We start from the raw sequence: 13248 nt of genomic DNA on the forward strand, positions 1-13248 counted from the left end.
AATTCGAGCGGATTCAGCCTCTGTTCACGCATTTTGAACGGAATGCGGGCGCAACGTGGCCATGCGTTTCAAGTTCCACGCCAGGCACACCAGGGTCCATTCGTTCTGGACATTCGCCAGACCGCGCAGCAGGAACTGACGGAAGCCCATCACCGACTTGATGATTCCGAATACCGGTTCCACCGTCTGCTTGCGCTGCCCATAGGCCGCGCGCCCGGCCTTGGTCTTGAGTCGGTGCTTCATTTTGTCGACCGGACTGGTCGGCTCCGATGACGCTGCCGGCTCTTCGAAACGCTCGCGCCAGTGCCGATGGTGGGCGTCGCGGCCCACGGCAATCAGGGGCTCGATCCTGGCGGCCTCGCAGGCTTCGACATTCTTCTCGCTGAAGTAGCCGCTATCGGCCAGGAATTTCTCCGGCTGGTTCAGCTCCTCGGGAAGCGCTTGAAGCTTGGCCAGCATCGGTACGACCTGTTCCTTGTCGTTGCCCGCCTGGGTCACATGCGGCGCCATGACCAACATGGATTCGCTATCGACCAGCGCTTGGGCGTTGTAGCACTGCTCGAAGCCGCCACCAGCCACCTTCATGATGCGCGACTCTTCGTCGGTCAGGTTGATCTGGTCGTCCGGGCGCGGGCCCACCTGCGGCGGCTTCGGCGGTTTGCCTCCAGGCTTCTTGCCGTTGGCCTTTTCCTTGGCCTCGCGCTTGTCCAGCTTGGCTTGATACTCGGCCTGCTCGCGCTCGAGGCGTTCCTTGGCCCGCGCTTCGATCTTGGTCTTGGCTTCTGCTATGGCGGCCAGGCGGTCTTCGCGCCGCTTGATCTCGTCGGGCAGACTGACCCCGTCGGGGAGGTCGCTCTGATCGGCCGCTTCTGCCAGCTTGAGCATCTCCTGGACCTCGGCCTTTAGCTGGGCCTCGATCTTCTCGGCGTGAGCATAGGACAGGGCGCTGTGCCGCGAGGCATTGGCGTGGATCTTGGTGCCGTCCAGACTGACCGTGCCAAAACGCGAGACTTGGTTCTCGCGCGCGATTTGCAGTACCTGCACAAAGGTCGCGGCGAACTGCTCTCCGTGGCGACGGCGGAAGCTGGCCAGGGTGTCGTGATCCGGGTGCTGGTCGCAGGCGATAAACCGGAACGCCAGGGAGTCATAGCTGGCTCGCTCGATCTTGCGGCTTGAATACGCACCCGTGGCATAGCCGTAGATCAGCAACGACAGCAACATAGCCGGATGGTAGGCAGCGCTGCCACGGCCCGCATAGACGCTCTCCAGCTTCGACAGATCCAGGCCCTCTACGACCTCCACCACGTAGCGCGCCAAATGTGACTCGGGCAGCCAGTCCTGCACCGACGGCGGGAGCAAGTAGTCGATTTCGCGGTTTATCGGTCGAAAGCGGCTCATACAGTCAGGTTCCAGGAGCGATGCGCAATTCTACCGGCGAGGGGAAAAGTCCGACAGGCTGCTAGGGGAATTGATCTTCACAATACCGTTACCGAAATGATGGCCGGAGCGCCTGAATGTCGCCATTGCACACATGGAAGCCCAACACAGGCCGACTGGCTGACCTTCCGCAACCGCTCGCTTGAATGGTGGGGCGTGGATGTTCCTCACAATGCAATCGACACCAGTTTCCTGCTGCCAGGCTAAGGGGCAATGACAGGGCCTCACTCGGCAGCCAGGCGGCCCTTAGCACGCACTGCGCGCCTCGGTCAGCGGCGAGTCTTCCATATCATCATCGCGCTTGTCGGCCTCTTCCATACAGGCGCGCAGTAACTCAATTTCAAGCAGATCATGTTCGGTTTTGGTGATCACGCGGAAATCGCGCAGCAGCATTAGACGCCCCATGTGATAGCCACGGGTTCGCTCCAGGTCCGGGTGTTCACGATAGCTGCCAAGGTTCGCCATATCATTCTCCATGGCATCCAGCACAAACTGTTTCAGGGCTTGCGGATCGATCAAGCTCATGGTCTGTACCTCTCGAAATCGCAACTGGGAGAGCGTATTTCGTGAGCGTCATGACTGTCCATTTCATCGCCAGCCTGACGCGATTACCCGCACTCAAAGAAGGTGCAGGCCTGCCCGGCCCCGGGCAGCGGGTTTGAAGTCATTCAACTTTCCTTGCGGTGGGCACTGACAACTGCCCCGCCCCGCTTACAGGTCACTGCAGGCAGGGCTCTCAGTATAGCGCGTGGCTTCAAAGTTGGCGGCGAGGAACCGGCCGAACTGTTGATCAGATGAGAATGACCGGCTCCGGTTCATTTTTCTCGGCCCAGCTATGCGTACGGCGATCGCGTGTAGTGAGCTCCCAGGTGCTGGAACAGTCGAAGTAGAACGTGTCGTTCTCACAGACCAGGGGAAGATCCAGATGCTCGTCAGGGACCGTTTGAAGGCTCTGAAGGGCCTCTCGCACGGTTACCACCGTGTTTCGTGGTTCTTGCTCTTGCAGGGCTTTGACAGGGTCTTCAATTCCGAAACGCTTGCCTGCCGTTGCAGCCGTGAGTTGGACACGCTCACTGAGCCCTTCAGCGTCCGCATCCGAAAGAGCTCCCTCGCTCTGGAGGTGGCCAATCAGCATCTTGGCGCTCAGGATGGTCTTAAACAGCTCATCACTCGACCGCACATCCGGGAGGATCTTGATCATGTCGAACAGCGTGTGAATTTCATCTTGGAACTCGACGGTGGCTTTGACGGATGTCCACGTTCTGCGAGCCGAGTGGATATCGCCTTCAAGCTCGGCCCGAGCGTCGAACGGCACCAGGTGATGATCCGTGATGGCACGGCAATACCCACGGGCCTGCTCCACGTGCTGATTGGCCTCCTCGACCGTGTAGCAGCCCGCCAAATCCTTGATTAATGCCTTGGCGGTTTTCATGACGTTTAGCTCTTGTTCGTTCATGCTGAATTTCCTGTCCTTTGAGTTGGCGCAATTGCCGGCTGAACCTTGAATTTCATTTCGCGGGCTGGCGCCGGCTCAGTAAAGACCGCCCGTACACGCCGCTACTTCCGCTTCTATAGTCGAGACGTCCTCCTCGCTCAAAATCCCAAGCCCACTCAGCTCTTTGAGCCGACCATCAATGAGCCCTTCGTTGTAGGCGACGGAATACCCATCTCTCATAGTCTTCATGTGCTCGATGAGGTCACGCAGTTCGGTCATCTTCTCGGCCCGTGCGACGTCCCGGTCCTCACACACCTCCAAAGGGACTAAACCGCGGCCGGCGCGGCACAAAGTTACCTGCAGGGTCCCGTTATCCGAGATGGCAAGTCGCTCTAGGTCGGCTGGATCAATCAGGCAAGCGGGCATATCGGCGACCTCACATCATGGACAGAAAAATCACGGGTTTACACGCCCTCATCCGTGAATAATGGGCGTCAAAATTTGTTCGAGGCAGGCGGTAGGTAGGCACATGTGCCTACCTGATGGCTAGGCACATGTGCCTAGTTAGAGCTGGATCTCTTCAGCGGTGGACTGCGCAGCTTGCTGCTGCTTTCGACGCTCCATCAACCGCTGCATGTACACGATCCCATCTTCCAGGGCTTTCACCGCCCAGGATGGGCAAGGCCTGGATGATTTCTTGGTCGGATCGTTGAGCCACGATCGAACGGCACGAACTGAACAGGGCCGCTGGGTCACGGCATTGATGAGCATCGCGCTCTCGCCCTGCTTCACCTTGTGCTTTTCCAGCAGCGCAAGGAATGCTTGCCGGTTGGCATCCCGTTGTTCGACGTCCATCAACCCTCCGAGCCTTTGAAATTAGGCACATGTGCCTACACGCATTCTAGGCACATGTGCCTATCAAGGGAACCTCAAAATTATGGTGTCAGTCATGCCTGGGCAGTGCTGCCGACATGATCTGGCTCAGTCGTTCTCATCACTTCAACTTCCAGCGAGATGAACTCTTCGGCTAGGGCCCTTGTGACCACCTCAAGCTCGATTTCGGTGATCCCCAGTGGCCCTGGCCAGATTCGGACCGTGGCCGGCTCGCGCCATGCCATAAAGCGTCCGCCTGTACGCGATTCACGACAAGCTACCGCTTGGACCACTTTCTGGAACTCTTCCAGATCAGCCAAAAACCGGGTGCTAGAAGAGAACGCCCCAGTGAAGGCTTCCCCGCCAGCGGTTTCAACGCTGTTCAGCTTCATTTCAAGTGTGAGTCGCTGTTGGGAGGATGACTTTTTGAGCACCCACGCGACCAGAAGTGTCGCTACCAGGCTGAAGACGACCAACCAGGCAGTAGATTTTAAGCTCCCCTGCGGCATCCATCCCATGTACTGCAGGTGCAGTTGCATGCCGCCCCAAAGCATGGGGATGGCCGGGATGAAAAGGAACACTTTGAAAGGGTCTTTCATGATTGGTGTTCCTCTCTATCAGCGGGCAAGTTGAACGACCAGGTAAACAATCAACATCACCCACAGTAAATTCGCCACCGCTCGAACCACCCAGGCGGAAATCGTGTCCGTCTTGATCGCGAAGAAGCCAGCGAAGGCGACTCCGATTGCCCCACCCAAGGTCGACGCCCATGCTGGCAGCCAAGCCGGAGTAGCATTGATGACCTGCAACAGGGCAGGCCCCATCAGAATTAGGATCGCCGCTATGAATGGCCGAAGCCAAGGCCCATTGCGGTCCATGTAGGTTTCACGCGGCAGTATTTGCTGCTTGTTCATTTGAGGCTCTCTCGGGATATGACAGGGATTCTGGGCTGCGGTGTTAAGCGACGACCACCTGTACCAGGTCGGTTATGTCGCGGTGACATTGCACGCAAAAGCGCCGATCGCCACCTCGAACTCGTACCATGTTGCAGGCATCGAAGGCGTCACCATTGGCCTCGAAAATCTGGGTGTACTTGCAAATTCTCTTCTCGTACCAGCCACTGAGGCTGTTGCACTTTCGACAAGGGCTGACTTGTTCAAGGGTTCCTTCCATGCTCGTAAGCACCTAGCTGGATCTCGGAAATGGTAGATAAATGATACATAACGCGTATGTATAATACTAAGACGCATGAATCATGCAATGGTCCGGCAGGGCTAGGAGGTTTGGATGGTGGGACAATACCGACGTGCGGGAAGGGGATGAGGTGCTTGGTTAGGCTCAGAAACCGGTCAGAGGGTCGAGCGGCTTCACGTAGTTGAATGGTCCTCAGTCATCTGCCGCGGGCCTCCATGAGCGCTATAGCGCCCCAGAGCTCCCGCGGCCCAGGTCACACCTGGGAGCTGCCGGTTGGCCGTGACTGGGTCAGTCGTCGTAGGAGTCGGTGTAACTCTGCAGGGTCTTCCCTCCACGAACCAGCTCGATCGTCATCTTGTTACGGTCGGGGAGCATTTGGAAGGTTCGGCTGGTATCCCAGGACTTCACGACCAGCGTCACGATACCGCCGGTGGCGTCGGTGTACTCGTAACTGAAGCCAAGGGCTGTAACACTAGGGTCCTTGCGCCCTCCCGACATCGCCGCCTCCTCCGCAGCCGAAGTCACTATCGCGAAGCTCGTCTCTGCTACGGCCTGCGTCATGGCAGCCTTTAGGGTCGAGAACAGTTCTTCCGCCTGCAGATCTGGTGGCTGCGCAACATCGCCTGCGAGAACAGCGATATACTTGCCGAGCTTCTCGGCGGCACTTTCTGCAGCGATGAACAAGTCCGCGCCGTGGTCGGTGCCGTGACCGATCTCTTCGAATGCAGCTTGAGCACGGCGGTAGCTGACCAACATTTCAACTGCCGTGGGATCCAAGGTGACAGCAGGCTGCTTAGGCCCGGCATGGGTTTTCAAGGCGAGTTCGGTGATGTAGTCGATCATGTCCTTGAACGCTTCTTTCGGAACCAGGATGCCGCCATTCTGCTCATTGAGGTGAAACGGCGAACGCAAAAGGCCCTTCATGTCTGCCGAGATCTGCAGGGCTTCGATTTGCTCTACAGATAGAGCGCAAAATTTGTTCTTGTTGATGCTCATTAGGTGTGTCCATTAAGCGGGTGCTCAAGCGGCGCCGTCGATGCTAAGGTGGCTCTGGCGGAATCCATGTACCGGTAACGCCTGAGCAGCAGTGTGAGCAAGTGGTGATAATCAGCGTATGGTTCTCGTCTCGCCCTAACCAGTGCGTGGTTACTCTCGCGAGCCCGGCGGACGCACTCCTGCCGAGACAGAGCACTGAGCGCCTTCTGTTCTTGTTGAGCATCCCAACGAGCAAGTTTTTCTTCCAGCAGGTCTATGGGGCCGCGGCAAAATGAAGATTTGACACGGGGGATTCTCAAAGCCTCGCGTTGATCAGGTGTCCAGTCATCGACGCTCTCTGGGTAAGCTCCAGCAAGCGCTAGTGGCGGCGCCTGCATACAGACCGGACGCCCCCCCTTCAATCGACGCATGATCCAAGACCGTAAGCTCATTCTCAATGCCTTTCACTGGTCAGAAGAATAGTTTAGTGAATACCGGGTTCTGCTGATCGGGCGCTCGACTTTATGTCGTTGAGCCAAGAGTGACCCTCTTTAAGCAGCGCCAGGCCTGCAGCCAGTGGCAGTCGCACTGGCGCTGGCGCGAGAAGACCGGTGCGAGACTGCGAAATATATTCGACGGAAGAACCAGTAGTGCGTGGAATTATTGCCTTGTAGCTGTGACGATGTAAGTGTACTCATCACCATTTTTTTCGGTGGATCTATATTCGCGCTTACCACCATTATGGAGAATTTCAGTCGATTTATACACGTAGCCATCAGTGACAGGGTAGTCAACGGTAAGACTACCAAATTTGTCACTCTTCATTTCCTTCAAGCGTACGTAGTTGACGTCCATGGTCAGACGGATGTCTCCATCACTAGTGACAACTGGCGTAAAGTACGCAGTTGTGCCAAGCTCTAGACGGCCGAGTCGCGCTTTATTCGAACCAACTAACTCTCTGTAGTTCATGTACTGAACATCTTTAAACGGACGCTGGGACCCGTTGTCAGTAATCGCGTAAGGCTTAGCTACAAGCTCACCATTGCGATAGAGCTCAGTGCGTATATTTACTGACTCTGCACATGCATTGAACGAGAATGCAGCCAAAGCTGCGAAGATAATTACTTTCATGAGAATGCTTGCACACCAAAATTAATCTAGTTTCCATCTACCCTAGCTTGCGACCAGGGTAGATGGGAAAAACCGCCCGCTCTTTTACCCAAGGTGAGGAAGGTCACCAAGCAGATCTTTGAGCTCGTGCCACGGATGCTGTGCCCTATCTGTTTCGTTAGAGCACCCTTGAGCATGAGCGAAGGATTCGGCCGCCTGATCAACAGCTTGGCTGGAATTGCAATCCTGGCACCAGATGATCGAATTCTCGATAGTCCATTTATCACCAAAGGCTTCGAGATCCTGGTCTAGCTGGCTGTATTTTTCGTTATCGCTCATATCTACCTCACCTTGTGGGCGCGAAGCTCAAGCCTTTCATCAGACCTGGCCTAGCTGTGGCCTAGCATGAAGTGTAACTGGCCGAGACGGATTTCTCACGACCTATCAGGGTGATAGCGTCCAGCCAGCGACTTGCCGGCGACGACATCCTCCTTTCCCGTGTCGATCCCGGCTACAGCCCAGTTTCCCCGTCATTAGGGAAGACGGCTTCCATCGCGGCGCACCCATTTTGCAGATTGCACCGCCGCTTGGTACCGCCGAATCGAGCGTACGAGCAGGATAAGCGCAGCTGCAGCCACACAAGCAGGCCAGAGCGAAGGCCACTCGTATCCGCGGAACGAACCAATTGTGGCGGCTTGCAAGTGGAACAAGTAGCCCTGCCAACCGAGCATGACTGATGTAATGACCAGCATAAACGCATGCTGCGTCGTACGACGGCATGGCGGTTTAGGATGATTATGATCCATGTTGCGTCACCCGTGCGGCTGGACGAAGAGGCCGACCAGGGCGCCCTTCTCTTGCATCCCTCGAAGTGCAACAAGCAACGGGGACAATGATTCGTACTGTTCTGGAGTGATACCCAGGCTCGCAGCCTCTTGAGCCTTGATAGCCTCGAACAGATCCAGCATGGTTGCCCCCTCGGGCAGAGCGGCGACAATGGCTAGGAGGTCTGCTCTCTTCTCAGTGCTGAACTTCTCAGCCAGCATCCGCTCAAGCATCTGAACCAGGAACTCAGGTTCGGTGCGAGCGGCATCAACCGGATTGAAAGCATAGGGTTGCTGGCCGTCAAGTTTGATAGTCGTGAACATTCGATCCACCTAAATCTATTTGGGTTCGCCTTACTTAGCCAGCGTCACCAAGCAGAGAATAAAAATACCGCTATAAGCAAAGGCCTTTGCAAGCCAAAGTGCTGCGCTGCCTTTACCCTCTTTACCGCTAACAAGGGCAAAAAAAGCACAGACGTAAATCACACCCATGACTAACCAAGCAGCTGGTTTGAATTCAAATACAGCAACACTTACGGCTGCAGCCACGAGTCCGACTACGAGAACGAAGAGTACCAGGAACGGCAATTTAAGCCTCCGCCTTCCCGGGTGAAATCCGTAATCCATGTTAAACTCCTTGTGAAGATTGCTTCGGCGTTGAGGTGCCAGCTTTACGTGACACCTTCAAAGTTGCAAAAACGGCCGGCAGGGACGCGAGGATAAAGGTTAGGGCAGCCAGCGCGTAACCAGCAAGTGAACCACCCCAAAAACTGTATGACTCTACTTGATACAGCAGGCCGACCGATTTGGGCAGGACTACCCCTTCTGCTGGTGTGCTTGCCGTGTGCAGATGCCATTTGTCATCGAGACCACCCACAATCCGCCCTTCGGCCCGGCAGTGCCCATTGACTACTGGAGATCCAGCGACGTGACAGATGGAAGGATCAGTGATGAACGCGACTGCAGGGTCGATTGTTTGCAGAGCGAAGCCGATTCGGATCGCACACCAGAGCACCAGCATTACCCAAGCGATCGAGATCGCGAAGCTTTTCAAAAGTAATTCTCCTTTGCCAGGCTAATAAACACAGCTTGGTCTTTTCCTATTTGCAATTACCCGCCCGAGGCGCTTCTGATGGTGCAGGTCATCGGTGCAAATAACGGCATCGCGAATCAGTACCCGAACCACTTCATAACCTCACGTGACTTGTAAACATCGTGGTCCCCCAAAGCTGCGATCAACTCTGCCAAGTCAAGGCCGCGGCTCTCGCACTCTCGGGCAACCTCGGCGCGGAACACCTCTGTTTCCTCGTCCATCGCCTCTTCATACGTCAAAGTCATACGGATCATTCCTAGATCAGGCCCCCAGACCGAGCCGCCTTGGCGGCCCCTACCCCTGGGTAGTTGTACCGGCAAACCTGGTCATCAACACATCGCCACTTCGATAACGTAGCAAGCTACGCCAGCTGTATCGGCAACGAAAGACTAGGCTATAGACGAATGTTGCCCGAGACGGAAAAGGTTATCCTATAGGACAACCTTTAACAATGATAATTTGCCTGTACGACAATGTGAGTGCGAAGGTAATTTCACTGCCCCCATACACCTCAGCTGGAGCAAATAGCTGCTGATGCCGGCACCCTTCGTGCACCGCCTGGAGCAAGCGGTGGCAGCTGGCAACCTAAGTTCACGCTTACGGAGACCGCTCCTTGTGTGCCAGTAGTTGCCTTGGACACCCGCATTTTTACCGCTCCACTGCTTGCAGCGCCTCGCTACGCTTGCCAATGTACTCTTCATCGGTCAGCAACCCTAGGTCAGCCATGAGCCTGGCATACCCGATGGCCACGCTCGACTCGCGCTTCGCCTCTTCAATGCTCGCCGCTGTGCGAGCCGCCTCCAGTACGCTGGCCAGGTAGGTGTGAGCAATGGCTATGGAGGCCTGGCTGATCAGCTGTTCGCCCTTTTCAACAGCTGGCCCCGTCACTGGCTCTGCGGTCATCAGCTGCATCGGCTCGCCCAAGGTGGCACGAACCAGGTGGCCAACTACGTTCCCGAGAAGGCGCTGGGCCTGCTCGTATTTCGTCTGCAAACACTTCAGCTCATCCTGATCGGTGCTGTCGACGGCTTGGGCGGCGTAGAACGCATGCTGCGCCTTTCGGTAGAAGTTCAGCTCGTCCAGGACAATTGAGTCAAGCACTACGGTCATAGGCGTGGTCAGCAGCGCCGGTGGCTCGGTACCGAGCAGAGTCGCATTTTTCATGAGGCAGGTTCCTTCCAGGAGGTGATGCAGAGGTGAGGTCGATGGGCTGTGCTTGAAAACAGAGGTTGGCTTGCGGCTTTACCGGAATCACGCCCGGTCTTCCACTGTACGATTCAATCCTCTCGTAGCTCATCGCGCAAGGGACGGTTATCACTTGTAAGCCCGTTGCTGCGAGAGGAGCAGAGGCATCACCTTTGATTGCATCCCACGGTACACTCACGCATTCGCGCGCCTGCGCATCCGCAGCCTCGCAGCGATCAATTCACAAAACAGGGAGTGAGGCATGCTGACCTTCGAAGACCGGTACGACGCAGCTCGCAACAAGTTCTTTGCTGACAATCCCCAAGCGATGAAAGAGATTGAGGCGGTTAATCCTCGGGTGATTGAGGCCGGTGGTATGACTGTGGAGGAGTATCGTAAAGCGCAGCGGATTCGGGTGTTCGCTGAAGCCGCGGAGAAGCGGGGAATCGACCTGGATGAGTTTGTGATAGGGCTGGTTGCCGAATCCCCTCAACAAGCTCAGGAATGGCGGCTTAAGCGCCACCGGCAAATGGCTGATGCGCTGGGTATCGACTGGCCAGAGTACAAAGACCTTAATAAAATCCACGAATAACCAATTCGAGTTGAAACCGTTCTGCCGGTGCTGTAAGTTTGCCCCCGATGCGCGGTGACCTCACGCTGCTGCTCGTAACAGCCGCTCCGTGATCTCGCCCTGCTGCTCCTTTCATAGCGTTACGGCTAAGGAAGTCAAAAGCCTCGGAAAGCCCGGGGCTTTTTTGTGGGCGCCCCGAAAGCGTCTCCTCCCCTCTCACGATATGGTTTCGCAGTATGAGGATTGACCTACACAAAATCGCGCATGACTTCCGTGCATCGCTCGACACTCAGAAAGCCCTGGGGATTCTTCCGCAGCACATGATGGATTTTCCGAGAGCCTGCTGCGGCGCGACCTCCGAACTACTTGGCGATTATCTCAACAGCATTCCAGACGGCCCGGAGGCCGAAACGGTAAACGCCAACCGGAATGGCAAGTCACATATGTGGCTCGTTGTGGATTCGCTAATTGTTGACCTGACCGCAGATCAGTTCCTGGATGGCCGGCCGGCGGTATACGTCGGCCCAGAAGACTCCTGGTACGCCAGCTGGGAAGTAGATCTCCGCGGTAAGGCGTCACACGGCGACACGCCTACATCACCGGACGAACGAGCGGTGCTTGAGCGTTTCATCGAGCACGCGGGGCTGCCCACTTTCGATTAGCCTGGTCAGCACACACTCGGCCTCCATATTGCCCTGCACTAAAAGCGCACCCGCTGAAGAGCGGCCGAGGATCAACCCTCCCGCTCCTCAGCCGAGACATCACTCGTTGGTTGCGTAATTCGCCTTTCGAAGCCACTCGCCTACCGCGGCCGATCGAGATCCTCCCCGGGCGTTGATGTGCCGTCCCCTAAAGGTGCCCCACGCTCGATAACCTCGCCCGTCGACTGCGACCCAGAACATGACCTGGTCTTGGTCCACCTGCCGATAAATTGCTTCTGGTGCTGCGTTCATGATCGGACCTGCTTTGTTTAGGAGGTCCTAGAATGGCGTCACGACGATCGGCAATGGGAAGTCACGATCGGAGTTGAAGGGCGTACTCCAGAAGCTGCGTATTCAGTTCATCTCGGTTTTCACCGTAGTGAGCTTCTCGGTGGCAATTCGGACAGAGTGCTACGCAGTTGTAGACGCGGTCAGACACCTCGGCACCTAGCACGTGATGCACGTCTAGGAAGCCGCGGAAAGTTCGACTCTCGTCGCATCTCTCACATCGGTACCGAGCCCGTTCTAGCACCGCTAGTCGCACCCGAGGGTCTCGCTTCACGTGTGACCGAAGCGTGCTCACCCTCTCCCCAAGGTCGCGGCCTAGATCCGAGTAATCGGGTGCAGGACAATCGTCGAACGTGTCGTCAAGGCTCGGCGATAATCCACCGGTAGGGACCAGCTTCGCGAGATCGACAACCCCTGGCCATTGCCACAAGACATCAGCTACCTGGTGGGTATCTGGCAACCGGTCATCCTGTAGCCATAGCGTTGGACTTGTTCCGTTCTGGGCATGGTTTTTCTTGATGCGGCCCTTCAGCCCCAGACGCAAGAGCTCATCGCTTACTTCCCGCTGACGATTCCAGATCGGATGCAAAGCACCTAGCGGGATAAGAGCCGCATAGGCCACCGCCTCGCCGTCGCGCTGGAATAGCATGGCGTGGCTCATGCCTTGGGCGAGGTCTCTCCCCACCACGTGCTCCAGGGTAGCGTCCCAGCCGCCAGGCCGTAGGTGGGCGGTCAACTGAGCAGCTGAGTACTTTTGCTCGTTCGGATTACGACCATCACGGCGCCAGCAAAGGCGCACCCGGGCTTTGACATGCTGTCCTTCGTGGGTGTTGAAAGCGACTATCTGCTGGGATGCTGAGCCAGTTGGAATTCGACGATCCTCGACAACGTTGAAGCCGCAGGCCTCCAAGAATGGCCTCACAGCGTCGCGAGAGCGCTGTTCTGCCGCGAGACTTTCCGAGCCCCGAAATTGACGGGGTGGTGAATTGGACAATTCAACTCTCCCTCATAGCACGCGGCTGCAGTCCAGCTTATCCCTCTGCGCCGGCGGCCAGTGCTGCGCTTAAAATGGATCAGCCCCGGATTTCCCGGGGCTGTGTGTAGTCGACTTGGAACAACGAATGGTCAGCCCTTGAGCGGCACCCTGCTGACCTGCACGCCGGGGCCTACTGCCGACTCAACCGGTTTGGCACGCCCCAAGTGATACTCGGCATACTGGCTGCTGCCATCCTGGATCACGCACACTGCCAAAATACGCCACCCTTCATCCAGCAGGCGCTGCGCCTGAGTCTGACCATTCACTTGCTTCAACTCGGTTACATCTTCAATTGCCATCGGAGCTGCTCCTTGCGTGGATGATGGATCAGTGTAATCACTGATCCGGCTTACTGTCCTCCTCCGCTTCAGACTTTGTTGCGCGCCCATGGCCGGGTAGCCCAATGAGGTATTGGGGGCAATCGTCCTTCATGATCCATATTTGCTTTGTGAACGGCTGCTGCTTGAAACCCCGAGGCAGCCTGTTTCCTGGCCCCAGCCTCGTCAGACGCCATTCCCACGCTTGT

At 56.6% G+C, this 13248-nt stretch carries 18 protein-coding genes; 2 read left to right on the forward strand and 16 right to left on the reverse strand.

Annotated elements, in window-relative coordinates:
- Positions 1-24: 24 nt before the first annotated feature.
- The 15 genes from ACE4QZ_RS01615 to ACE4QZ_RS01685 all read right to left on the reverse strand — a co-directional run bounded on the left by ACE4QZ_RS01615 (position 25) and on the right by ACE4QZ_RS01685 (position 10105).
- On the reverse strand, positions 25-1398 hold the full coding sequence (locus tag ACE4QZ_RS01615; RefSeq protein WP_003458619.1) for an IS1182 family transposase: 1374 nt from the start codon (positions 1396-1398) through the stop codon (positions 25-27).
- Between the two features lie 285 nt (positions 1399-1683).
- A complete protein-coding gene (locus ACE4QZ_RS01620; RefSeq protein WP_410480367.1) occupies positions 1684-1962 on the reverse strand; it encodes a hypothetical protein in 279 nt (92 codons plus the stop codon).
- 265 nt (positions 1963-2227) lie between these two features.
- Positions 2228-2893, reverse strand: a complete 666-nt coding sequence (locus ACE4QZ_RS01625; RefSeq protein WP_410480368.1) for a hypothetical protein — start codon at positions 2891-2893, stop codon at positions 2228-2230.
- A gap of 75 nt (positions 2894-2968) precedes the next feature.
- Complete coding sequence (locus ACE4QZ_RS01630) at positions 2969-3151, reverse strand: hypothetical protein (RefSeq protein WP_410480369.1); 183 nt, start codon at positions 3149-3151, stop codon at positions 2969-2971.
- Between the two features lie 285 nt (positions 3152-3436).
- A complete protein-coding gene (locus tag ACE4QZ_RS01635; protein WP_410480370.1) occupies positions 3437-3727 on the reverse strand; it encodes a hypothetical protein in 291 nt (96 codons plus the stop codon).
- A 92-nt stretch (positions 3728-3819) separates the two neighbouring features.
- Positions 3820-4344 carry a hypothetical protein gene (locus ACE4QZ_RS01640; RefSeq protein WP_410480371.1) on the reverse strand — a complete coding sequence of 175 codons (525 nt, stop codon included), beginning with the start codon at positions 4342-4344 and terminating at the stop codon, positions 3820-3822.
- A gap of 18 nt (positions 4345-4362) precedes the next feature.
- Entirely contained in the window at positions 4363-4659 is a 297-nt protein-coding gene (locus tag ACE4QZ_RS01645; RefSeq protein WP_410480372.1) for a hypothetical protein, read from the reverse strand.
- Positions 4660-5227: 568 nt separating this feature from the next.
- Complete coding sequence (locus ACE4QZ_RS01650) at positions 5228-5935, reverse strand: hypothetical protein (protein WP_410480373.1); 708 nt, start codon at positions 5933-5935, stop codon at positions 5228-5230.
- A 639-nt stretch (positions 5936-6574) separates the two neighbouring features.
- Positions 6575-7045 (reverse strand): hypothetical protein, encoded by a 471-nt coding sequence (locus ACE4QZ_RS01655; RefSeq protein WP_410480374.1) that lies wholly within the window; start codon positions 7043-7045, stop codon positions 6575-6577.
- An 84-nt stretch (positions 7046-7129) separates the two neighbouring features.
- On the reverse strand, positions 7130-7363 hold the full coding sequence (locus tag ACE4QZ_RS01660) for a hypothetical protein (protein WP_410480375.1): 234 nt from the start codon (positions 7361-7363) through the stop codon (positions 7130-7132).
- Between the two features lie 473 nt (positions 7364-7836).
- Positions 7837-8172: a hypothetical protein gene (locus tag ACE4QZ_RS01665; protein ID WP_410480376.1), complete on the reverse strand. Its 336-nt coding sequence runs from the start codon at positions 8170-8172 to the stop codon at positions 7837-7839.
- Positions 8173-8202: 30 nt separating this feature from the next.
- A complete protein-coding gene (locus ACE4QZ_RS01670; protein WP_410480377.1) occupies positions 8203-8475 on the reverse strand; it encodes a hypothetical protein in 273 nt (90 codons plus the stop codon).
- A 1-nt stretch (position 8476) separates the two neighbouring features.
- Entirely contained in the window at positions 8477-8902 is a 426-nt protein-coding gene (locus ACE4QZ_RS01675; protein WP_410480378.1) for a hypothetical protein, read from the reverse strand.
- 116 nt (positions 8903-9018) lie between these two features.
- On the reverse strand, positions 9019-9186 hold the full coding sequence (locus tag ACE4QZ_RS01680) for a hypothetical protein (protein ID WP_225786342.1): 168 nt from the start codon (positions 9184-9186) through the stop codon (positions 9019-9021).
- 403 nt (positions 9187-9589) lie between these two features.
- A complete protein-coding gene (locus ACE4QZ_RS01685) occupies positions 9590-10105 on the reverse strand; it encodes a hypothetical protein (RefSeq protein ID WP_410480379.1) in 516 nt (171 codons plus the stop codon).
- 283 nt (positions 10106-10388) lie between these two features.
- On the opposite strand from ACE4QZ_RS01685, the gene ACE4QZ_RS01690 reads away from it, so the two are divergent.
- Together ACE4QZ_RS01690 and ACE4QZ_RS01695 are read left to right on the forward strand one after the other, a co-directional pair.
- Entirely contained in the window at positions 10389-10718 is a 330-nt protein-coding gene (locus tag ACE4QZ_RS01690; RefSeq protein WP_410480380.1) for a DUF6388 family protein, read from the forward strand.
- Between the two features lie 215 nt (positions 10719-10933).
- The gene (locus tag ACE4QZ_RS01695; protein WP_410480381.1) at positions 10934-11359 is read left to right on the forward strand and encodes a hypothetical protein; all 426 of its coding nucleotides are present in this window, start codon (positions 10934-10936) and stop codon (positions 11357-11359) included.
- Positions 11360-12811: 1452 nt separating this feature from the next.
- Here ACE4QZ_RS01695 and ACE4QZ_RS01700 read toward each other — a convergent pair.
- Complete coding sequence (locus tag ACE4QZ_RS01700) at positions 12812-13021, reverse strand: hypothetical protein (protein ID WP_064492258.1); 210 nt, start codon at positions 13019-13021, stop codon at positions 12812-12814.
- Positions 13022-13248 lie beyond the last annotated feature (227 nt).

Origin of the sequence: Pseudomonas sp. DCA-1 (assembly GCF_046523955.1) — a bacterium.
Taxonomy (GTDB): Bacteria; Pseudomonadota; Gammaproteobacteria; order Pseudomonadales; family Pseudomonadaceae; genus Aquipseudomonas; species Aquipseudomonas putida_Y.